The 20,896-nt window shown below is 65.6% G+C and carries 22 protein-coding genes; 11 read left to right on the forward strand and 11 right to left on the reverse strand.

Annotated features, from left to right (window positions below; genetic code table 11):
* Window positions 1-51: 51 nt before the first annotated feature.
* Window positions 52-351: an Rdx family protein gene (locus MKI86_RS07725; RefSeq protein WP_241599528.1), complete on the reverse strand. Its 300-nt coding sequence runs from the start codon at window positions 349-351 to the stop codon at window positions 52-54.
* Window positions 352-529: 178 nt separating this feature from the next.
* Between MKI86_RS07725 and MKI86_RS07730 the strand changes: the two genes are divergently transcribed.
* Window positions 530-979 carry a DoxX family protein gene (locus MKI86_RS07730; protein WP_241599530.1) on the forward strand — a complete coding sequence of 150 codons (450 nt, stop codon included), beginning with the start codon at window positions 530-532 and terminating at the stop codon, window positions 977-979.
* On the opposite strand, the gene MKI86_RS07735 is transcribed toward MKI86_RS07730, so the two are convergent.
* A complete protein-coding gene (locus tag MKI86_RS07735) occupies window positions 970-1,389 on the reverse strand; it encodes a response regulator transcription factor (RefSeq protein WP_241599533.1) in 420 nt (139 codons plus the stop codon). The genes MKI86_RS07730 and MKI86_RS07735 overlap by 10 nt on opposite strands.
* 147 nt (window positions 1,390-1,536) lie before the next feature.
* Here MKI86_RS07735 and MKI86_RS07740 point away from each other — a divergent pair, with 147 nt between their 5' ends.
* The gene (locus tag MKI86_RS07740; RefSeq protein WP_241599534.1) at window positions 1,537-2,298 is read left to right on the forward strand and encodes a Crp/Fnr family transcriptional regulator; all 762 of its coding nucleotides are present in this window, start codon (window positions 1,537-1,539) and stop codon (window positions 2,296-2,298) included.
* Window positions 2,299-2,307: 9 nt separating this feature from the next.
* On the opposite strand, the gene pyrC is transcribed toward MKI86_RS07740, so the two are convergent.
* The 5 genes from pyrC to MKI86_RS07765 all read right to left on the reverse strand — a co-directional run bounded on the left by pyrC (window position 2,308) and on the right by MKI86_RS07765 (window position 7,190).
* Complete coding sequence (pyrC, locus tag MKI86_RS07745) at window positions 2,308-3,348, reverse strand: dihydroorotase (protein ID WP_241599536.1); 1,041 nt, start codon at window positions 3,346-3,348, stop codon at window positions 2,308-2,310.
* Window positions 3,349-3,406: 58 nt separating this feature from the next.
* Window positions 3,407-4,030: a nucleoside triphosphate hydrolase gene (locus tag MKI86_RS07750; protein ID WP_241599538.1), complete on the reverse strand. Its 624-nt coding sequence runs from the start codon at window positions 4,028-4,030 to the stop codon at window positions 3,407-3,409.
* Window positions 4,027-4,806: an ATP-binding cassette domain-containing protein gene (locus MKI86_RS07755; RefSeq protein ID WP_241599541.1), complete on the reverse strand. Its 780-nt coding sequence runs from the start codon at window positions 4,804-4,806 to the stop codon at window positions 4,027-4,029. The genes MKI86_RS07750 and MKI86_RS07755 overlap by 4 nt, the downstream gene beginning before the upstream one ends.
* Entirely contained in the window at window positions 4,806-5,906 is a 1,101-nt protein-coding gene (locus MKI86_RS07760; RefSeq protein WP_241599543.1) for an ABC transporter permease, read from the reverse strand. Before MKI86_RS07760 ends, MKI86_RS07755 begins: the two co-directional genes overlap by 1 nt.
* 258 nt (window positions 5,907-6,164) lie before the next feature.
* Complete coding sequence (locus MKI86_RS07765) at window positions 6,165-7,190, reverse strand: sugar ABC transporter substrate-binding protein (RefSeq protein ID WP_241599545.1); 1,026 nt, start codon at window positions 7,188-7,190, stop codon at window positions 6,165-6,167.
* A gap of 284 nt (window positions 7,191-7,474) precedes the next feature.
* On the opposite strand from MKI86_RS07765, the gene MKI86_RS07770 reads away from it, so the two are divergent.
* The 3 genes from MKI86_RS07770 to MKI86_RS07780 all read left to right on the forward strand — a co-directional run bounded on the left by MKI86_RS07770 (window position 7,475) and on the right by MKI86_RS07780 (window position 9,959).
* A complete protein-coding gene (locus tag MKI86_RS07770) occupies window positions 7,475-8,704 on the forward strand; it encodes an ROK family transcriptional regulator (RefSeq protein ID WP_241599546.1) in 1,230 nt (409 codons plus the stop codon).
* Complete coding sequence (locus MKI86_RS07775) at window positions 8,705-9,133, forward strand: RbsD/FucU family protein (protein WP_241599547.1); 429 nt, start codon at window positions 8,705-8,707, stop codon at window positions 9,131-9,133. It begins immediately after the preceding gene.
* 97 nt (window positions 9,134-9,230) lie between these two features.
* On the forward strand, window positions 9,231-9,959 hold the full coding sequence (locus MKI86_RS07780; protein ID WP_241599549.1) for a type 1 glutamine amidotransferase: 729 nt from the start codon (window positions 9,231-9,233) through the stop codon (window positions 9,957-9,959).
* Here MKI86_RS07780 and pdxR read toward each other — a convergent pair.
* Entirely contained in the window at window positions 9,956-11,311 is a 1,356-nt protein-coding gene (gene pdxR / locus MKI86_RS07785; RefSeq protein ID WP_241599552.1) for a MocR-like pyridoxine biosynthesis transcription factor PdxR, read from the reverse strand. The two genes, MKI86_RS07780 and pdxR, sit on opposite strands and share 4 nt — an antisense overlap.
* 118 nt (window positions 11,312-11,429) lie before the next feature.
* On the opposite strand from pdxR, the gene MKI86_RS07790 reads away from it, so the two are divergent.
* Together MKI86_RS07790 and MKI86_RS07795 are read left to right on the forward strand one after the other, a co-directional pair.
* Entirely contained in the window at window positions 11,430-12,149 is a 720-nt protein-coding gene (locus MKI86_RS07790) for a pyridoxamine 5'-phosphate oxidase family protein (RefSeq protein WP_241599554.1), read from the forward strand.
* Between the two features lie 778 nt (window positions 12,150-12,927).
* Window positions 12,928-13,731, forward strand: coding sequence for a bestrophin-like domain (locus MKI86_RS07795; protein ID WP_241599556.1), 804 nt, complete (start codon window positions 12,928-12,930; stop codon window positions 13,729-13,731).
* A gap of 43 nt (window positions 13,732-13,774) precedes the next feature.
* Here MKI86_RS07795 and lepA read toward each other — a convergent pair whose 3' ends face one another.
* Both lepA and MKI86_RS07805 read right to left on the reverse strand, forming a co-directional pair.
* The gene (gene lepA, locus MKI86_RS07800) at window positions 13,775-15,607 is read right to left on the reverse strand and encodes a translation elongation factor 4 (RefSeq protein ID WP_241599566.1); all 1,833 of its coding nucleotides are present in this window, start codon (window positions 15,605-15,607) and stop codon (window positions 13,775-13,777) included.
* A 61-nt stretch (window positions 15,608-15,668) separates the two neighbouring features.
* Window positions 15,669-16,919, reverse strand: coding sequence for an MFS transporter (locus tag MKI86_RS07805; RefSeq protein ID WP_241599568.1), 1,251 nt, complete (start codon window positions 16,917-16,919; stop codon window positions 15,669-15,671).
* A gap of 135 nt (window positions 16,920-17,054) precedes the next feature.
* On the opposite strand from MKI86_RS07805, the gene MKI86_RS07810 reads away from it, so the two are divergent.
* Window positions 17,055-17,639, forward strand: coding sequence for a helix-turn-helix domain-containing protein (locus MKI86_RS07810; RefSeq protein WP_241599570.1), 585 nt, complete (start codon window positions 17,055-17,057; stop codon window positions 17,637-17,639).
* A gap of 7 nt (window positions 17,640-17,646) precedes the next feature.
* Window positions 17,647-18,174: a GNAT family N-acetyltransferase gene (locus MKI86_RS07815; protein WP_241599572.1), complete on the forward strand. Its 528-nt coding sequence runs from the start codon at window positions 17,647-17,649 to the stop codon at window positions 18,172-18,174.
* A 167-nt stretch (window positions 18,175-18,341) separates the two neighbouring features.
* Here MKI86_RS07815 and MKI86_RS07820 read toward each other — a convergent pair whose 3' ends face one another.
* Entirely contained in the window at window positions 18,342-19,328 is a 987-nt protein-coding gene (locus MKI86_RS07820) for a Gfo/Idh/MocA family protein (RefSeq protein WP_241599574.1), read from the reverse strand.
* Between the two features lie 157 nt (window positions 19,329-19,485).
* Between MKI86_RS07820 and MKI86_RS07825 the strand changes: the two genes are divergently transcribed.
* Window positions 19,486-20,436, forward strand: a complete 951-nt coding sequence (locus MKI86_RS07825) for an aldo/keto reductase (RefSeq protein WP_241599576.1) — start codon at window positions 19,486-19,488, stop codon at window positions 20,434-20,436.
* The gene (locus tag MKI86_RS07830) at window positions 20,433-20,882 is read left to right on the forward strand and encodes a GNAT family N-acetyltransferase (protein WP_241599578.1); all 450 of its coding nucleotides are present in this window, start codon (window positions 20,433-20,435) and stop codon (window positions 20,880-20,882) included. Before MKI86_RS07825 ends, MKI86_RS07830 begins: the two co-directional genes overlap by 4 nt.
* The last annotated feature ends 14 nt before the right edge of the window (window positions 20,883-20,896 follow it).

Below are 20,896 nucleotides of genomic sequence, written 5' to 3' on the forward strand. Positions count from 1 at the left end.
TGAATGGCGGCGGGCTTCAGGCCCGCCGTTCTCGTTTCAGGCGTTTTCGTTTCAGGCGTCCGGGGCAGACCCGCGATCGGTATGGCCGAGATCGCGCTCCGGCTCGATGATGTCGCGCACGCGCTGCTTTAAGTCCTTCGGGCCGGGAAAACCGCCGTCGCGCTTGCGCTCCCAGATCAGGGTGTCATTCACGCGGATTTCGAAATTGCCGCCGGTGCCGGGAATGAGCGCCACTTCGCCAAGCGAATCCGAGAAGGTCGACAGCAGTTCCTGCGCCATCCAGCCGGCACGCAGCAGCCAGTTGCACTGGGTGCAGTAGAGGATGGAAACGCGCGGCTTGGTGTCGGACATGGCTGCCTCCTTTGGAACGTCGGCAAGCTATAACAGGCATCCTGCCGCCAAGGCGATGGCCCACGCGTCCCTCACGGAAATGTCAACTTAATTCATCATGTTTTGTCGACGGACATCTTGTCGCAGCCGCGCTCATCGCCGAGAGGATGTGCACTGCAACATTTTGAACGGAGCCCACATGACCGACGTTTCGCCCGCCCGCCCGCGCCTTATCATCCCCAAGCTTGGCGGCCTTTATGCCGCACTGCATGAAAGCGCCGAGACGATCCTGCGCGTTGCCGCCGGCCTGCTGCTCGTCACGCACGGCTACGGCAAGATCATGAACCCCTTTGGCGCGGTCGGCATGGTGGAAAGCCTCGGCTTCTATCCGGGTGTCTTCTGGTCGCCGCTGCTTGCCGCCACCGAATTCTTCGGCGGCATCCTGGTCGCTATCGGCCTGTTCACACGCCCGGCGGCCTTCGCCTCCATGATCGTGCTTGCGGTCACCGTCTACTTCCACGGTGTCGTGAAGGCCGAGGGTCTTATGGGTGCGGAGAAGTCCATTCTCTGGACGCTGATCTTCCTCTTCTTCGCGGTCCGCGGCGCCAACAGCCACTCGGTGGATGCCAAGCTCGGCCGTCAGTTCTGATCGGCATCTTCGGCCGGCTGCGCCGCTCGGTGCAGCTGCGCCCTGACCATGGCCAACAGCGTGTCGGCCTCGAAGGGCTTGGTCGCGACGGGCAGCGTCTCGAAGCCGGTGACGCCCTTCTGGTGCGCCTCGCTCACCGTCGTCAGAAGCAGCGGCACGCCGGCATCGATAAGCCGCTGGATCGCCGGCGCGATGCCGGACATGTCGAGCGGAACGTCGATCAGGCACAGATCCACATCCGCAAGTGCGGCTGGGTTCCATTGGCCGAGCTGCTCGGGACGGACGAGGGTGGTACGGCAATCGATGGCCGAGCGGATGAGATATTCCGCGTCCAAAGCGATAAGAAACTCGTGTTCGGCGATCACGATGTGGGGAAACGACTGGTCCATGGCGCGATACTCCTCGTCCATGCGAATCCGCCTGGGGGGTGGTTGGGGAGGCGGAATGTGGGCCGTGGTCACCGATGTGTCATTTAAAAAAGACATAGTGTCAGTGCGATGGAACAACTTCGCGCCTGCCCCGTTTCGAAGGCCAGTCCGGTCGAAAAAGGGGGCAATATGGCGAGCGGAACGACGGCCAGGCAGCAAACCCGGTGGCAAACGCCATGCCAGCACTGTCCCCTCCGCGGGCTCGAGACATTCCGCGATTTCACCCCCCGAGAACTGGATTTCGTCGCGCAGTTCAAGACGGGCGAACTGTCGGTCGATCGCAGTTCGACCATTCTCGTGGAGGGCATGCACAGCGCCCATCTCTTTACCGTGCTGTCGGGCTGGGCCTTTCGCTACAAGCTCCTGCCGGACGGCCGTCGCCAGATCATGAACTATGTCATGCCGGGCGACCTCGTCGGCCTGCAGGGCAGCCTCATGGGCGAGATGGACCATTCGGTCGAGGCCCTGACGCCGGTCACGCTCTGCGTCTTCGAGCGCGCCAAGCTGGAACGCCTCTTCGAGCGCCATCCCTCCCTCGGTTACGATCTGACCTGGATTGCGGCGCTGGAGGAACGCATTCTCGACGAGCACCTGCTGTCCATCGGCCGTCGCACGGCACTGGAGCGCACCGCGTATCTGCTGTCCTTCATCCAGCAGCGCGCCCATAGCGCCGGGCTGAACGGCGGGCGGCTGGTCATTCCCATCACCCAGCAGCATGTCGCCGATACGCTGGGCCTGTCGCTCGTCCACACAAACAAGACGCTGCGCAAACTCTCCGACCGCCAGCTGATGCGCTGGCAGGACCGGGGCTGCGAAATCCTCGATGCAGACGGGCTTCAGGCGCTCGCCGGCTGGGAAGGGTTGCAGCGCGGGCCGCGCCCCTTCATCTGAGGCTGGAGATCATACCACGTCCCAGTGCAGCGGGAACATCGGGTCGAACACCGTCACCGGTCCCGCACCCGTCTCGATCTTTGCCGGGAATGCGACCGGCTCCGGGCGCCTGACGAGGCGGATCGTCTCTTCATTGGCCGGCAGGCCGTACCATTGCGGGCCGTTCAGCGAGGCGAAGGCCTCCAGCCTGTCGAGCGCGCCGTCTTCTTCGAACACATGGGCGAGGCAGCTCATCGTGTTGATCGAGGTGTAGATACCCGCACAGCCGCAGGCGCATTCCTTCAGCGGATCGACATGCGGCGCCGAATCGGTGCCGAGGAAGAAGCGCTTGTCGCCGGAGGTCGCGGCGGCGCGCAGCGCAAGGCGGTGCTCCTCCCGCTTGGCGACGGGCAGGCAGTAATAGTGCGGCTTGATCCCGCCGACCAGGATGGCGTTGCGGTTGATGATCAGGTGATGCGTGGTGATCGAGCCGGCGAGGTTGGCCTTGGCGGCCTTGATGTAGTCCACGCCGTTCTTCGTGGTGACGTGCTCCATCGTCACCCGCAGTTCCGGCAGGCGGGCGCGCAGCGGGTCGAGCACGGTTTCGATGAAGACGGCCTCGCGATCGAAAATATCCACCTCGGGCGTCGTGACCTCACCATGCACGCAGAGCGTCAGGCCGATCCTGGCCATGCGCTCCAGCACCGGCATCGCCTTGTCCATGTCGCGCACGCCGCCGTGGGAATTCGTGGTGGCGCCGGCCGGGTAGAGCTTCACGGCGCGGATGAGGTCGCTCCTGTAGCCGGCTTCCACGTCATCGGGATCGGTGTGCTCGGTGAGATAGAGCGTCATCAGCGGCTCGAACCGGTCGCCCGTGGGCAGGGCCGCGAGAATGCGGTCGCGATAGGCGGCGGCGTCAGCAGTGGTAACGACCGGGGGCACGAGGTTCGGCATGATGATGGCGCGGGCGAAGTGGCGGCTGGTGTCGCCGATCACGCCCTCCAGCATGGCGCCGTCGCGCAGGTGCAGGTGCCAGTCGTCGGGGCGGCGAATGGTGAGGTCTGTAGTCATCGGCATCTCTCCCGTCTTTGGCGTTGCGATAGCACTCGAAGGGTCGGACGACAATTCCTCAGAACAGGTCGATATGCAGGTCGGCGGGGCGGGAGTTTTGCAGAATGCGCTTTCCGTTCGGCAGATCGTTGCCGTAAAGCTTCCAGCCGATCTGGTCCTCGGGCAGGTCATAGCTCATCCAGCGGCGGCGCAGGCGCTCTTCCAGCACGGCATAGGGCGGGCCGACGAAGATGGTGAAGTCGAAGACGCCGTCGAGCCGGTCCCAGGGCGCATCCTTCAAGAGCAGGTAGTTGCCCTCGGCCAGCACGAAGCGGGTCTCATGCGAAATGGCGCGCGCCGCATTGATGGCAAGCTCGCGCGATCGGTCGAAGACCGGCACGAAAACCTCGTCGTCGCCGCGTTTGAGCGCATGGACAATATCGACGAAACCGCGGCCGTCGAAGGTCTCGGGAATGCCCTTGCGCGGCAGGAGGCCCCGTTCGGCCAGGATGCCGTTATCCAGGTGAAAGCCGTCCATGGGCAGGATCTCGGCACTTTCGCCACGCGCAAGAAGACCGTCCCTCAGCGCCTCGGCGAGTGTCGACTTGCCGGCCGCCGGCGGACCGGCCAAGCCAACGAGAAAGCGGCGCGCGTCCCCCGCGCGCCGCTGGATGGCATCCACGATGGTGGAAGGCGATATCATGCCGCAATGGCCTCCGTCGGCACCTTGGCGCCCGTCATGAATGCGACGGCGTCGGACATGGTGTAATCCTTCGGGTTGATGACGGTCAATCGCCGGCCGAGGCGATGGATATGGATGCGGTCCGCCACTTCGAAGACATGCGGCATGTTGTGCGAGATGAGCACGATGGGAATGCCGCGACGGCGCACGTCGAGGATGAGTTCCAGCACGCGCCGGCTTTCCTTGACGCCAAGTGCTGCCGTCGGCTCGTCGAGGATGATGACCTTGGAACCGAAGGCGGCGGCCCGTGCCACCGCAACGCCCTGGCGCTGGCCGCCCGAAAGCGTCTCCACCGCCTGGTTGATGTTCTGGATCGTCATCAGGCCAAGCTCCGAGAGCTTGTCACGGGCGAATTTCTCCATCGCCCCGCGGTCGAGCTTGCGGAACACGCTGCCCATGACGCCCGGCTTGCGGATTTCGCGGCCGAGGAACATGTTGTCGGCGATCGACAGTGCCGGCGAGAGCGCGAGGTTCTGGTAGACCGTCTCGATCCCGGCCTTCTGGGCCTCGATCGGCGAACGGAAGTTGATCGGCTTTCCTTCCAGCCGGATCTCGCCCTCGTCCGGCGTGATGGCGCCGGAGATCGCCTTGATCATCGAGGATTTGCCCGCGCCGTTGTCGCCGATCACGGCGAGGATTTCGCCGGGATAGAGGTCGAAATCGGCATGGTCGAGGGCGGTGACGCGGCCGTAGCGTTTGACGAGACCGCGCGCGGTGAGAATGGGTTCGAGAGCCATCAGCCTGCTACCTTTCTAATCCACTGGTCGATTGCCACTGCCGAGATGATGAGGACGCCGATCAGGAGATAGGTCCATTGCGGGTCCGTGCCGATGAGGCGAAGGCCAAGCGAGAACACGCCGACGATCAGCGCGCCGAAGATCATGCCGAGGATCGAGCCGCGCCCGCCGAAGAGCGACAGCCCGCCGATCACCACGGCGGTGATGGATTCGATGTTGGCGAACTGGCCGGCGGTCGGCGAGACCGATCCGATGCGCCCGATCAGGGCCCAGCCGGCGAGTGCGCAGATGAGGCCAGACAGCGTGTAGACCGAGACGAGCATGCGCTTGACGTTGACGCCGGCCAGTTCCGCTGCGTCCGGGTCGTCACCGACGGCATAGACATGGCGGCCCCAGGCCGTCTGGTTCAGCACGTACCACAGCAGCGCTACGAGCAGCACCATGGCGATGACGCCGTAGGTGAAGACCGCGCCGCCGAAACGGATATTGTTGCCGAAGAACTGGAGCAGCGGGGCCTGCGCGGCGAGGTCCTGCGAGCGGATCGTCTCGTTGGCCGAATAGAGGAAGTTCGAGGCGAGGATGATCTGCCACATGCCGAGCGTCACGATGAACGGTGGCAGCTTCATGCGTGCGACGAGCAGGCCGTTGATATAGCCGCACAGCGCACCGCAGGCGAGGCCGCAGAGCACCGCGACCGATGGCGGCAGGCCGTAGCGGAAGGTGAACTGCCCCATCACGACGGAGGAGAGCACCATGATGGCGCCGACCGAGAGGTCGATGCCGGCGGTCAGGATCACCAGCGTCTGCGCCGCGCCGACGATGCCGACGATCGCCACCTGCTGGAGGATGAGCGTCATCGTGAAGGCGGAGAAGAACTTTCCGCCGAGAACGATGCCGAACACGGCAACCGAAAGCACGAGCACGATGAGCGGCACGGCAGAGGGATTGCCGTGCAGGAAGTGCTGGAATTTCTGGACGGGCGTCTTGTCGTTGGTATCGAAGGACGCGACCTGCGTTGCGCTGCCGGACAGCACCTTCTCGAATTCCTGCGAAGGCTGCGACCCCTGAGCGGGTTGCGTTGCCGTCGTTGTCTCACTCATGATCCTTTTCCTCCCCTTCCGATGCCGACCGTCGCGGCAGTGCCGGATACATTGGGTGCGTGAACAATCGGTCGAGACGCTCGATGCGCACCGCCGCCTTCTTCGGGCGGTCTCCCGCGCACAGCCGCATCTTACAGCGCGGCCCCTTGCAGGGGACAAAGGTGCCCACGTCTTTTTGCGATTGTCAAAACAAGGGTGCGTTCACCCGGTCCGCCATGGCGGATGGCCGGCCCGGTCTGACCGGGCCGGCATGAGGCATCAGCCCCAGCACTTTTCCTTGCCGGCCTTGGTGTCGATCGAATCGATGCCTGCTGCCGGCTTGTCGGTGACGAGCGTCACACCCGTGTCGAAGAAGTCCTTGCCTTCGGTGGCCTTCGGCTTTTCGCCGGTGTCGGCGAACTTCTTGATGGCCTCGACGCCAAGCGCCGCCATCATCAGCGGATATTGCTGCGACGTGGCGCCGATCACGCCGTCCGCAACGTTCTGCACGCCCGGGCAACCGCCGTCGACGGAAACGATGAGCACGTCCTTCTCGCGGCCAACGGCCTTCAGCGCTTCATAGGCGCCGGCAGCGGCCGGTTCGTTGATCGTGTGCACGACATTGATGGTCGGATCCTTCTGGAGAAGGTTTTCCATGGCGGTGCGGCCGCCTTCCTCGTTGCCGTTCGTCACGTCGTTGCCGACGATGCGTGCATCGTCCTCGTCGCCGATCTTGTTGATGTCCTTCACGTCGATGCCGAAGCCCCTCATGAAGCCCTGGTTACGCAGGACATCGACCGACGGCTGCGACGGGGTCAGGTTCAGGAAGGCGATCTTGGCATCCTTGGCACCGTCGCCGAGGGTGGCGGCCGCCCACTTGCCGATGAGTTCGCCGGCCAGCAGGTTGTCGGTGGCAAACGTCATGTCGGCACTGTCGAGCGGCTCAAGCGGCGTGTCGAGCGCGATGACGAGCAGGCCGGCGTCGCGGGCCTTCTGTACGGAAGGGACGATGCCCTTGGTATCGGAGGCGGCGATCAGGATGCCCTTGGCGCCATCTGCGATGCAGGTCTCGATGGCGGCGACCTGGCTTTCTGAATCGCCGTCGATCTTGCCGGCATAGGACTTCAGCGTGACGCCGAGTTCGGCAGCCTTGGCGGTGGCGCCTTCCTTCATCTTCACGAAGAAGGGATTGGTGTCGGTCTTGGTGATCAGGCAGGCGGTGGTGTCTGCCGCAGCGGCCGGCGTCGAAAAGGCCACGCCAAGCGCCAGCGCGCCGATAGCGGCGGAAATGATGGATGTCTTCATGTAATCCTCCCAAGGATAGAACGGGATGCGCCCCTCTCCCGGGGCCATCCGGTCGCGGGTGGACAGGGTTCCTGCTGTCCGACCGGCTTCCGACGATCAAGAGAACACCAAAAGAAATGGCTGTCAATAAATAAATCGAATTGAATTATTAATCCGATGTGGCATGCTCCGGTCAACAGTGGGCGAAGGCCCCGGCTGTAACGTTTCCGATGGAAGAGCGGAGCGCCAGCCGATAAGAGGACCGGAACAGGTGCCTTGCGCCAGGGCCGGCACGGGAGGACACGATGATCAAAGATGCCGCGTCGGCGATGGCCGCGCCGGCCGATATCCTCGATCCCAGCGGGGGAGCGAACCAGGTGCGCGTGCGCGCCTATAACGAGCGCCTCGTCATGTCGCTGGTGCGCCGGCACGGCAGCCTGTCCAAGGCCGAGATCGCGCGGCGCAGCGGCCTGTCCGCCCAGACGGTGACGGTCATCATGCGCGCGCTGGAGGCCGAGGGCCTGCTGATCCGCGGCGAACCCCTGCGCGGCAAGGTCGGCCAGCCTTCCGTGCCCATGCGGCTCAATCCGGAAGCGGTCTATTCGCTCGGCATGAAGATCGGCCGGCGCAGCGCCGATATCGTGCTGATGGATTTCGTCGGCGGCATCCGCCGGCAGGTGCGATGCACCTTCCCCTATCCCATGCCCGGCCCGCTTCTGTCCTTCGTGGAGGAGGGGCTGGCCGAGCTTGAGGCGTCGATGAGTCCGCAGGAGCGCGCCCGCATCGCGGGCTTCGGCGTGGCCGCGCCCTTCGAGCTGTGGAGCTGGGCAAGCGAGGTGGGCGCCCCGCAGGCCGAGATGGACCAGTGGCGCGGCGTCGATCTCGAAGCCGAGATCGCGAGACGCGTGTCCTATCCAGTCACCTTGCAGAACGATGCCACCAGTGCGTGCGCCGCCGAACTGGTGTTCGGCCGCGGCCAGCACTATCCCGATTTCCTCTATCTCTTCATCGGCTCCTTCATCGGTGGCGGCGTGGTGCTGAATTCCGCGCTGTTTACCGGCCGTACGGGAACGGCGGGCGCCATCGGCCCGCTGCCCGTGCAGGGTCGTGACGGCGAGACCGTGCAGCTGCTCAAGATCGCCTCCATCTACCGGCTGGAAAACCTGCTGCGCGAAGCCGGCATCGACCCCATGCCGCTCTGGTATTCGCCCGACGGCTGGGTGGATTTCGGCGCACCCTTGCAGCTGTGGATCGACGATGTGGCGGCAGCACTCGCCCAGGCCGTCATCGCCTCGGCCTCCGTCATCGACTTTTCCGCCGTCATCATCGATGGCGGCTTTCCCGACTGGGTGCGTGCGCGCGTCGTCGAAGCCACCAAGGCCGCCGTCGCGCGGCTCGACCTGCAGGGCGTCACCATGCCCGAGATCGTGGAGGGCGCCGTCGGCAGCCATGCCCGCTCGATCGGCGGAGCGAGCCTGCCGCTGTTTTCCCGCTACCTTCCCGACCAGAACGTTCTCTTCAAGGAGCTTGGCTGAATGCTGAAGAATATCGATCCCATCCTGAGCCCGGAGCTGCTTTCGACGCTGCGCGCGATGGGCCACGGCGACGAGATCGCCATCGTCGACGGCAACTATCCCGGCGTCGAGCATGCCCGCCGGCTCATCCGCCTCGACGGCCTGCCGCTGGTGCCGGTGCTCAACGCCATCCTGTCGGTGATGCCGATCGACGATTTCGTCGAGGAGGCGATCTTCCGCTCGACCTACCGGCAGGAACGCGACCGGCTGGAGCCGGTGCACAGCGAGATCATCGAATGCTGCGCCCGCCATGAGCCGCAGCGGACGGTCGTGCCGCTCGTCGGCGCAGACTTCTACAATCGCGTGCGCGCCGCCCACACGCTGGTGCAGACCGGCGAGCCGCGGCTCTATGCGAACGTCATCCTGCGCAAGGGCGTCATCTACCCCTGAACCGGTCCGCCGGGCCGGATCTCTTTCTTTCGGCGGGTCTTGAATGAACCCTCGGAGCATGGTTGTTTCGCCTCCTATCGAAAGGCAGGAGTATCGCATGCGGGTTCTGGTGGTTGAAAACGACAAGGTGACATTGCTCGGGCAGATCGGCGTCGCGCTTGAAGAAGCAGGCGCCGAGATCGACATCTGCCGCCCCCATGCCGGCGATACCATCCCCGCCGACGAGACCGCCCATGACGCCATCGTGGTGATGGGCGGCCCGCAGAATGCGCTCGACGATGAGAGCCACGGCTATCTGGCCGGCCTCGCCGCCCTGATGCGCCGCTTCGGTGATGCCGACAAATCCGTGCTGGGTGTGTGCCTCGGCAGCCAGCTTCTGGCCCGCGCCTATGGCGGAGACAACGTGATCGGCACGGCGCGGGAATTCGGCTGGTGCACGGTGTCGCTCACCGCGGAAGGTGCGGCCGATCCGGTGCTGTCCGCCGCTGCGGCCTCCTTCCCGATCTTCGAATGGCATAGCGATACCTTCACGCTTCCCGACGGCGCGGTGCGCCTCGCCGGAACCGACGCCGTGGCGAACCAGGCCTTCCGGCTTGGCCGCGCGATCTACGGCACCCAGTTTCATCTGGAGGCGAGCCGCAAGGTGGTCGATGAATGGGTCGCCACCTTCCCGGATCTCATCGCCGGCATCGCGCCGGACTGGTATGCCCGGCGCACGGAACTGGCCGCTGAAAGCGGGCCCAGTGCGGACGCCGCCGGTCTTGCGCTGGCCCGCGCCTGGGTGGCGACGGTGCGTGCCGCCGACCGCCGCCGCCGCGTCGCCTAAAGGCGCGCAAGCGCTGCCGAAAAACGCGAGGCTGCGTCCCGCAGCACCTCCGGCGCGAAGCCGGAAAAGCCGATCACCAGGCCCTGCCGTGGCGGCTGCGTGACCGCCATGGCCGAGAGCGCCCTGACGCCGAGCCCGGCTTTCCGCGCAATGTCGACCGCCAGCGTATCGGGCACACTTTCCGGCACGCCCGCGACGAGGTGGAGGCCCTGATCCGGCACGGTTGCGGCGAGGCCGGGTGCCATGTGGAGCCCTTCGAGCAAACCATCGCGCGCCGACTGCGCCTGCCGCCGGGCCCGGCGCAGATGCGCGGCGAAATGGCCTTCGCGGATGAGGTCGGTCAGCGCCGCCTCGGCGAGTGTCGGCGGGCTGCGGTCGCTCCGGGCGCGAAGCGCAACGATCCTCTCCAGCAGCGGCTCGGGCAGCACGGCATAACCGAGGCGCAAGCCGGGAAACAGCACCTTGGAAAAGGTGCCGAGATAGATCACGCGGCTGCTGTCATCCATGCCCTGCATGGCGGCGAGCGGCGGGCCGGCATAACGGAACTCGCTGTCGTAATCGTCCTCGATGATCCAGCCGCCGGTTTCGCGCGCCCAGTCGATCAGCGCCAGCCTCCGGCGCATGGACATCGTCACGCCGAGCGGAAACTGGTGCGACGGCGTGACATAGACGGCGCGGGCCTCCGGCACGGCCCGGGCGATATCGGCCCCTTCGCCATCCACCGGCACGCCCGACACGGCAAGCCCGTTGCCAATGAAGGCGGCCCGGGCGCTGGGATAACACGGGTCCTCGATCATCACCCGCTCGCCTGGCGCAAACAGGCTGCGTGCCACGAGATCGAGACCCTGCTGCGTGCCCGAAGTGAGGACGATGGACTGCGCCGTGCAGCGCACCCCGCGCGCCTGCCGCAGATAGGCCGCGAGCGCCTGTCGCAACGCCGCGCCGCCGCGCGGATCGCCATAGTGGAAGTGCTCCGGTCCGGGGCGGGCGAGGTGGCGGTTGAGCAGGGTGCGGAAGAGCGAGAGCGTGCGCGCATCGGCCATGGCGACGCCGAGCGTGCCGGGCAGCGGCATCCGCACCGCGGCGTCGTCAATCGTTGCCGGCGCGGCGGCCTGTCTGACCGTCGGCACCCGGTCTGCGACGAAGGTGCCCGCGCCGGGGCGGGCGACCGCATAGCCCTCGGCGATCAGCATCTCGAAGGCCGCGACCACGCTGCCGCGCGCAATGGCCAGTCGGGCGGCGAGATCGCGCGAGGTCGGCAGCTTGCCGCCGGCCGGCAGCGTGCCCGCCTCGATCAGCCGGCGCAGCTCGCGGTAAAGTGCCGGCGTGCGCTTGCCGGCCGCCGGCAGCACGGGAACGAGCGTCGACCAATCAGGAGGATTGGTTTGTATTTTTCGCCCTGAATTGGTGCTTTTTCGATCCAATGTCATGGCGCACCATGACGGCATCGTTTTCGAAAGGCAAGATTGCATGACCGTCGATACCGCCGCCGCCTATCCCGTCACCCCGCGCAATCGCGTCAAGCGCCTGCACGAACGCGGCAGCTATGACCGTGCCGCCGTGCACGCCATTCTCGATGCGGCGATGCTCTGTCATGTCGCCTATGTCATCGACGGCCAGCCCTATGCCACGCCCACGCTGTTCTGGCGCAAGGGCGATACGCTCTATTGGCACGGTTCGTCGGCAAGCCGCATGCTGCGCCACCTCAAGGCCGGCACGCCCGCCTGCCTCACGGTCGCCCATCTCGATGGCCTCGTGCTCGCCCGCTCCGGCTTCAACCACTCCGCCAACTACCGCTCCGCCATGTGCTTCGGCACGGCCCGGCTCGTCGAGGGTGCCGACGAGAAGATCGAGGCGATGCGCGACGTGGTGGACCGCTTCTATCCCGGACGCAGCGCACTTTTGCGCCCGATCACGCAACAGGAGGCCAAGGCCACGACGATCATCGCCATGGAGATCGAGGAGGCCGCCGCCAAGGTGCGCGCCAAGGGCGTGGGCGACGACGAGGCGGATTTCGCCCTGCCGATCTGGGCTGGCGTCATTCCCGTGACGACGGTGCTCGGTGCGGTGGAAGCCTGTCCCCGGCTGGTGGCAGGCGTCGGGCAGCCGGAAGAGCTTTCGATCTATGCCGAGAACGGCCGCCTGGACGACGCACTGCTGGAAGGGCAGCGCCGCTACGAGGACGGCTGAACACGGGCCAGCACGACAATCCACGCTGCGGTTTCGCCCGTGGTTTCAAAAAGCATTCGGACGGGGCGCCGGAAGCTGCCTCGAATGAAAAGAGTTAGGTGACACCTTCCGGCGCCCCGTTCAGCGGTTTTTGCCCGCGACTCCGGTCTCTCTGCAAAGGCGGGAAAGGTGGATGTTGACCGCCGGTTTCCGGGAGGGGCATGGCCGTTTGACATCCGTAGCGCACGCCTTGGCGATACGGCGGAAAGTGTTGCCACCTCCCGACCTGTTTCCATCCCGGCGGACGATGCCGACGCATCCGCCAGTTCCGCCCCCTTGTGTGCCGCACAGGCACGCCCGACGCGCCGTTCGGGGCTGAAACGGCAGGATCGGTCCGACATCCCGCCGCTTCCCGCGTGTCGCCGGAGGGAGACCATTTTCCGCGAGCCCGGTGCATGAGGTTTCGCGTCATCCCCTCAAGCCCCGCGCCGACCCCGCCTCGCCGCAACGCCTTGCGGTGTATCCGAGGGCGGGATGGGGAATTGTAGGCACGGATGATGCGGGCGGGGAAAACGACGCCGAATTTTGGCGCGAAATCAGGGCGTGCGGTGGGTGTATGTCCTCGGATTGGCACGAGAGGGCGGCGGTGGAAGCGGGCGAGGCTGTGGCGCCTCGTTTCAAGCCCCAGATGAGCGGGGCGGCCGCGCAGCGGCGGGCTATGGTGCCATGCATTCCCCGCCACTTCTTTCGCCTCGTAGCTCGGCTTGATTCGCGGGCACCGGTGGGGGATGGTGCTGGCATGGATGGTCTCAACGATATCGTGTCGTCTTTCTTTTCCGGTGCGGCGGTCGTACTCACGACGATAGCGCTCGTGCTGGGATGTTACTTCCTGGCGCGCCGGGTGCTGCATCCCGGCCAGGAGGGCGACAGGACGCTGGAGGTGGCGGGCAACATGGCCGTGCGGGTCGCCACGCTGCACAGCCTGATCCTGGGGCTGGTCTATGCGCAGGAACTCGATGACTATAAAGGCGTGCGCGCCACGCTGCTTGATGAGGCGATCGCGATTTCGGACGTCTTTAACGATGCGGCGCGATACGGTGGCGCGGTCGTCGCGCCTGTGCAGGAGGGGCTGGCGCGTTACGTCGCCATCGTCGTCAACGAGGAGTGGGCGCGGCTCGGGCATCGCGACGGCCTTTCGCCACGCGCCTGGCATGAATGGGAGGCCGTCTACAATCGTGTGCTCGATCTGACGCCGGCAAACGAGCGCGAGCGTTATCTCGGCAATCGGCTCAAGGAAAAGACCGCGACGATTGCCCGTTTCCGCCAGCTGCGGGAGGCGGCCTCCTTCGGCCGCTTCTCGGGCTTGTTCTGGGGACCGGCCATCATTGGGCTGATCATCATCTCGACCGCCTTCTACGTGTACAGGCCGACGCGCACGCATCTTGTGCTGTTTTCGCTCTTCGGGGCCTATTCCGGCGTGATCCTGTTCTTCATCTTCGCCTTCTCGAACCCTTACGCCAACCCGGGCAAGCTGGCGCCACGACCCTTCCTGCATCTGCTGCAGGGCGATATCGGCAAGAAGCTCCCGGCGCCTGCGCCCTGATGGGCCGGCACAAAAAAGGGAGGCAGCGCCTCCCTTTTCGGTCTTACTCGTCGCCCATCTTGAGGGCGGCGATGAAGGCTTCCTGGGGGATTTCCACCTTGCCGAACTGGCGCATGCGCTTCTTGCCGGCCTTCTGCTTGTCGAGCAGCTTGCGCTTGCGGGTGGCGTCGCCGCCGTAGCACTTGGCGGTCACGTCCTTGCGCAGCGCCGAGATGGTTTCGCGGGCGATGACGTTGCCGCCGATGGCGGCCTGGATCGGGATCTTGAACATGTGCTTGGGGATCAGCTCCTTGAGCTTCTCGCACATGTCGCGGCCGCGCTTTTCGGCGGCCATGCGGTGCACCATCATGGACAGCGCATCGACCGGCTCGCCGTTGACGAGGATCGACATCTTCACCAGATGGCCTTCCTTGTGGTCGGTGATCTGGTAGTCGAACGAGGCGTAGCCCTTGGAGATCGACTTCAGGCGGTCGTAGAAGTCGAAGACGACTTCGTTGAGCGGCAGGTCATAGGTCAGCATGGCGCGCGTGCCGACATAGGTCAGCTCGATCTGGATGCCGCGGCGGTCCTGGCAGAGCTTCAGGATACCGCCGAGATAATCGTCGGGCGTGAGGATCGTGGCGCGGATCCACGGCTCGTGGATTTCCGAGATCTTCACGACGTCGGGCATGTCGGCCGGGTTGTGTAGCTCGCGCATCGTGCCGTCGGTCATGTAGAGCTGGTAGACGACCGAAGGCGCCGTCGCGATGAGGTCGAGGTCGAACTCACGCTCCAGGCGCTCCTGGATGATTTCGAGATGCAGCAGGCCGAGGAAGCCGCAGCGGAAGCCGAAGCCCAGCGCCGCCGACGATTCCATCTCGAAGGAGAAGGAGGCGTCGTTGAGGCGCAGCTTGCCCATCGCCGAGCGCAGGTCTTCGAAATCGGCGGCATCGACCGGGAAGAGACCACAGAACACGACCGGCTGGGCCGGTTTGAAGCCCGGCAGGGCCTTGGCCGTCGGGCGCTTGTCCTCGGTGATCGTGTCGCCGACGCGGGTATCGGCCACTTCCTTGATCGAGGCGGTGATGAAGCCGATCTCGCCCGGGCCGAGGCTGTCCATGGCCACCATCTTGGGTGTGAGCACGCCGACGCGTTCCACGGTATATTTGGCGTCCGTGCCCATCATGCGGATGGTCTGGCCCTTGGTGAGGCGGCCCTCGATGACGCGCACGAGAACCATGACGCCGAGATAGGTGTCGTACCAGCTGTCGACCAGCAGCGCCTTCAGCGGCGCCTTGTCGCCGCCCTCGCTCTTGGGCGCGGGCAGGCGCTTGACGATGGCTTCCAGCACATCGGGAATGCCAAGACCGGTCTTGGCCGAGATCAGCACGGCTTCCGACGCGTCGATGCCGATGACCTCCTCGATCTGTTCCTTGATGCGGTCGGGCTCGGCGGCCGGCAGGTCGATCTTGTTGAGCACGGTGACGAGCTCATGGTTGTTGTCGATCGCCTGGTAGACATTGGCGAGCGTCTGGGCTTCCACGCCCTGCGAGGCGTCGACGACCAGCAGCGAGCCCTCGCAGGCCGACAGCGAACGCGAGACTTCATAGGCGAAGTCAACGTGGCCAGGCGTGTCGATGAGGTTCAGGACATAGGTCTCGCCGTCATTGGCCTTGTAGTGCAGGCGCACGGTCTGGGCCTTGATGGTGATGCCGCGCTCGCGCTCGATGTCCATGTTGTCGAGGACCTGCTCCGACATCTCGCGTTCGGCAAGGCCGCCGGTCGACTGGATCAGCCGGTCGGCGAGGGTCGACTTACCGTGGTCGATATGGGCCACGATCGAGAAGTTGCGGATATGGTCGAGGGGCGTGGAGGAATTGGTGCTCATGCGCGCCATATAGCAGTGCGCACGACTCGCGAAAAGCGGTAAATGAAGGGTTTCCGAACGGCAAGCGCCGCTATTCCGGGGCTTTCTCGCCTTCGACCAGCGCGCCGGCATTCGGCACCTGGGCGCTTCTGATCTCGAAGCCCTCGCGTGCCTGCGGCGGTACGGTCTCGCGCAGCCGCAGCCGCTGCGCCACGAAGGCGATATAGGCGAGCGCGACGGCGATCACCGCATAGATGAAGGTCTGCGGTCCGAGGCTCGGCGTGAGCGCCGTTACGGCGAGCGGAACGAGCGTCGCGGAGACCGACCAGGCGACGAGCAGCGTGGAGGCGAGCGGCACGAAATCCTCGGGGTCCGTGCGGTCGTTGGCATGGGCGTTTGCGATGGAATAGACGCTCTCCACCGCTCCGGCCCACAGCGCGAAGACCAGCATCAGAATGACGAGCGCCTGGAAGGAGACGAACAGGGCGGCAACGGCAGCGCCCGTGATGAGCAGGCAGGTCACGATCAAAACGACGCGGCGGTCGATGCGGTCCGAGAGCGTGCCGAGCGGATATTGCACGAAGATGAGGCCGAACTGCATGACGAGCATGAGCAGCGCCACGTCCTGCTGTCCGACATTGTTTGTGGCGGCATAGATCGGCGTGAAGCCCTGCACGACCATCGACAGCCCGCCGGCGGCGAGAACGCCGATCAGCGCGACGGGCGAATTGCGCCAGGCCATGGCGAAATCGAGGCTGACGCGGGCGGGGGCCGGCGGTGTGGGCAGGCGGGTGAGGCCGATGGGCAGGATGGCGAGCGTGGTGACGAGGATGGTGAAGAGCGGCGCGAGATTGCCATCGGCCGGCATGCGGCCGAACAGCCAGGCGCCGACGCCGAGCCCCAGCACATAGGCCATGTAGAAGAACGACATGGCCCTACCGCGCCAGCGGTTGTCGGCCGCGTGGTTCAGCCAGCTCTGGGCGATGATGAAATTGGCGTTGCCCGCCACGCCGTAGATGCCGCGCGCCACGATCCACAGGATGGGATGGACGCCGAGCGCGATGAGGAAGGCGGCGATGAGTACGAGCGCCATGGAGCAGGAGAAGGCCCGCGCATGGCCGACGCGCCGGATGACCGGGCCGGCGAGGATGCACCCGAGCAGGCCGCCGAAGGCAATGGCCGTGACGGCGGCACCCGGCGTCCACGAGGGCGCGTCGGCGCGCGACAGCACATAGGGCACATAGGCGAGCATGATGCCATTGCCGATGGCGACGAGCGTCATCGAGACGACAATGGCCGTGATGGAAAAGAGCGACGATGCCCGCTGTGTACCGACCGTCATATGCGCCGCCCCCCGTTACCCACGAAACAACTTAGCGTCACGCGTGATGTCGCATTGTCGCCTTCGCGCCATGGCGGAGAATTATTTCCAGATGGGTTGATGCCGGTTGACTCCATTATGAGGGAGGATTATTCCATGATAATGGAAAATACACATGACCCCTTGGAAAGCGCCATTGGCGAGAGGCTGAGGCTGCTGCGCGGCGCGCGCGCCATGACGCTGGACGATCTCGCCGGCGCCTCCGGCGTCAGCCGGGCGATGATCTCGCGCATCGAGCGCGGCGAGGCGAGCCCGACGGCGCAGCTGTTGTCACGGCTGTGCGCCGCGCTCGATCTGACGCTTTCGGCCTTCTTCGCCTTTTCCGAAGGTGCGGACGATCCGGTTTCGCGGCACGGGTCGCAGACGGTCTGGCGCGATCCCGAAACGGGTTACCAGCGCCGCGCCGTCTCGCCGCCGGGCACTGCCTCGCGCGTCGAGGTCATCGACGTGACGTTCCCGGCCGGCGCGCGCATCGCCTATCCGCCGGAAACGGCAAAGGCCGGCATGACGCAGCATGTCTGGCTGTTTTCCGGCAGCCTGCGCATGACGGTCGGCGACGCCGTGCACGATCTCGGCCCTGGCGATTGCCTCTATATGAGCATCACCGATGGCCATGTCTTTGAAAACCCCGGCGACACGCCGGCCCATTACGCCGTGGTGCTGGATCGCGGCAGACCCTGAGGGACCAATGAGCGATATCAGAAGGCTCGATCCTGCCGAAGCGCAAGCCCGCATCGGCGAACTCTGCGATGTCCTGGCCGATTGCGTGACGGGCGGCGCCTCCGTCGGCTTCATGGCGCCCTACGGCCCCGCCGATGCCGCGCCGTTCTGGCAGGGCGTGATCGCGGCGGTCGCCGAGGAAGCCACGCTGCTTTTCGTGGCGGAACGCGACGGCCGCATCGTCGGCACGGTGCAGGTCGGCATCCGCCAGATGCCGAACCAGCCGCACCGGGCGGATGTGAAGAAGCTGCTCGTCTTGGAGAGCGAACGCGGCCGCGGGCTCGCCCGCGCGCTGATGGCGGCGGCCGAGGCGGAAGCCGCACGGTACGGCAAGACGGTGCTGGTGCTCGATACCGCGACCGGCAGCCCGGCGGAAACGGTCTATGAGCGTCTCGGCTGGCAGCGCGCCGGCGTCATTCCCGACTACGCGCTCTATCCTGACGGCCGCTACTGCGCGACGACGTTCTTCTACAAGCGCGTCGGCGTGGAGGCGTAGCAGACGGTGTCGATCACTCCTCGCCTCGCGGATGGCGGAGAAGATAAGTTAGCCGGCTAAAACATGGTTTGCGCCGCCGCAACGCCAGTGGCGTCCGGTACATCTCCTCGACCTGTCATCCTCGGGCGAGGCCCGAGGATCCACGTCGTCCGGCAGCGAAGCGATGGTTACACCGGCTCCCAGCCGTCTTTTTCGCTCGCACGGTAGATGGCGTCGATGAGCTTCTGGTTGTTGACCGAGCTTTCCAGCGGCACGACCTCCTCGTTTTCGCCGCGCGCCGCCTTGCTGAAGGCCTCGACCTCGCGGCGGTACTGGCGGGCATCCTGAAAGCGGAAGATTTGGCTTTCGGCGTGGTTCTGGTTGGTCAGTTCGAGTTCCTCGGCGCCGTAACGGTCGGCGTTGAAGGGCGATTTGACCTCGATGAAACCCTTGTCGCCGTGGAACACCATGACCTGGCGCTGGGCGAGCTGGGTGGAGACGTAGAAGGACAGTTCGAAATCGCCGAAATCGGCGCGCACGCTCGAATAGATATCGGTGCCGAATTCCGGGTCGCGATCGGTGCTGGCCTGAACGCGGACAGGCTCCTTGCCGGTGACGAAGCGGGTGGTGATCGTCGGATAGACGCCGATGTCAGGCAGGCCACCGCCGCCGAGCGCCGGCACGTTGCGCATGTTGCCGGGGTCGCGGTTGAAGTAGGTGAAGGCGCCCTGGACATGGCGCAGGCGGCCGATCGCACCCTCCGAAAGGAGCGCGCGCACCTTGCGCCAGACGGGGCTGTAGGTGACCATGTAGGCCTCGGAGATCAGCACCTTGTTGCGGTCGCGCGCTGCGATCAGCGCATCGATCTCGCCGGCATGAAGCGCGATCGGCTTCTCGCACAGCACATGCTTGCCGGCATCCGCCGCCTTGATGGACCATTCGACATGCTGCGACGTCGGCAGCGGGATATAGACGGCATCGATCGTGTCGGAGGCCAGCATCTCCTCGTAGGAGCCGAAGGCATGCGGCACGGAGAAGCGGTCGGCCATGGCGCGGGCCTTGGAAAGGTCGCGGCTCGCGATGGCGGTGACGACGCAGTTCTCCGCGTCCTGGATGGCGGGCACGACGAGTTCGCGGCCGATCTTGGCCGTCGACAGAATTCCGAAACGCAGCATGATATCACTCCCTTATGCGGCCCCCGATTGCGGGCAGAGACTAGTCGCGCCGCCTTTCGCCCGCAAGTTCGGAAAAATCCGTCGCGCCGCGTGCAAAGCCCCGCGCGGCGTCCTATGGTCGGCGCACTGATTTGAGAACGTACCCCTGGAGGCTCCCATGCAGTATCGACCCCTCGGCAAGACCGGCCTGTCCATCGCACCGCTGGTTTTCGGCGGCAATGTCTTCGGCTGGACGGCCGACGAGAAGTCCTCGTTCGACCTCATGGACGCCTTTACGGGCGCCGGCTTCAACGCCATCGACACGGCCGATGTCTATTCGAGCTGGGTGCCGGGCAACAAGGGCGGCGAATCCGAGACGATCATCGGCAAGTGGCTGAAGCGCTCCGGCATCGCGCGCGACAAGGTGGTGATCATCACCAAGGTCGGCTCCGATATGGGCCAGGGCCGGCGCGATCTGCGCAAGTCATGGATCCTCGAGGAGGTGGAGGCCTCGCTGAAGCGCCTGCAGACCGACCATATCGACCTCTATCTTTCGCACTGGCCGGACGACGCGACGCCTTACGAGGAGACGCTGGAGGCGCATGCGAGCCTTGTCGCCGCCGGCAAGGTGCGCGCCTTCGGCGCCTCCAACCTCGATGCCGGCCAGCTGCAGTCCTCGTTCGACGCCGCCGACAAGGCGGGCCTGCCGCGCTATGGCGTGCTCCAGCCGGAATACAATCTCTACGACCGCGACGGTTTCGAAGGCCCGCTCGCCGATCTCTGCCGCAAGGAAGATATCGGCGTCATCACCTATTTCAGCCTCGCCTCGGGCTTCCTCACCGGAAAGTACCGCAGCAAGGCGGACACGGAAGGCACGGCGCGCGGCGAGGCCGTCCAGCGCTATCTGGACGACAAGGGCCAGCGCATTCTCGCCGCCCTCGACCAGGTGGGCGCCGAAACCGGCGCGAAGTCCGCCGAAATCGCACTCGCCTGGCTGATGGCCAAACCGGCGGTGACCGCGCCGATCGCCAGCGCCACCAGCCTTTCGCAACTGGCGAGCCTCACCAGGGCGGCGTCGCTTTCGCTGTCGGCCGATCAGGTCGCGCTGCTCGATAGGGCAGGGGCGTGACCGCCGTCGTGGCGATCCGTGACGCGGTGGCGGCGGACGAGGCGGCGTGGCGGGCGCTCTGGGCCGGCTACCTCACCTTCTACGCGGCCGACGTGCCGGAGGAGGTGACGGCCTTCACTTGGGCCCGCATCCTCGATCCCTCCTCGCGCGTCACCATGCGCATCGCGGAAGGGGACGGGCAGCTCGTGGGCTTTGCCATCCACCACTATCACGACTGCACCTGGGACATCGCGCCGGAAGGCTATCTCGAAGACCTTTATGTCGACGAGACGGTGCGCGGCAAGGGCATCGGCCGGGCGCTGGTGGACGATCTCATCGCGCTTGCGAAACGCCACGGCTGGCGCGGCATCTACTGGCACACCAACGGCGACAATGCCCGCGCCCGCAGGCTCTATGACAGCTATGCCCCGGCGGACGGCTATGTGCGCTACCGCCTGAAGACATAGACCGGCCCCGGATC

This window comes from Shinella sedimenti, assembly GCF_022601905.1.
Classification (GTDB): Bacteria; Pseudomonadota; Alphaproteobacteria; order Rhizobiales; family Rhizobiaceae; genus Shinella; species Shinella sedimenti.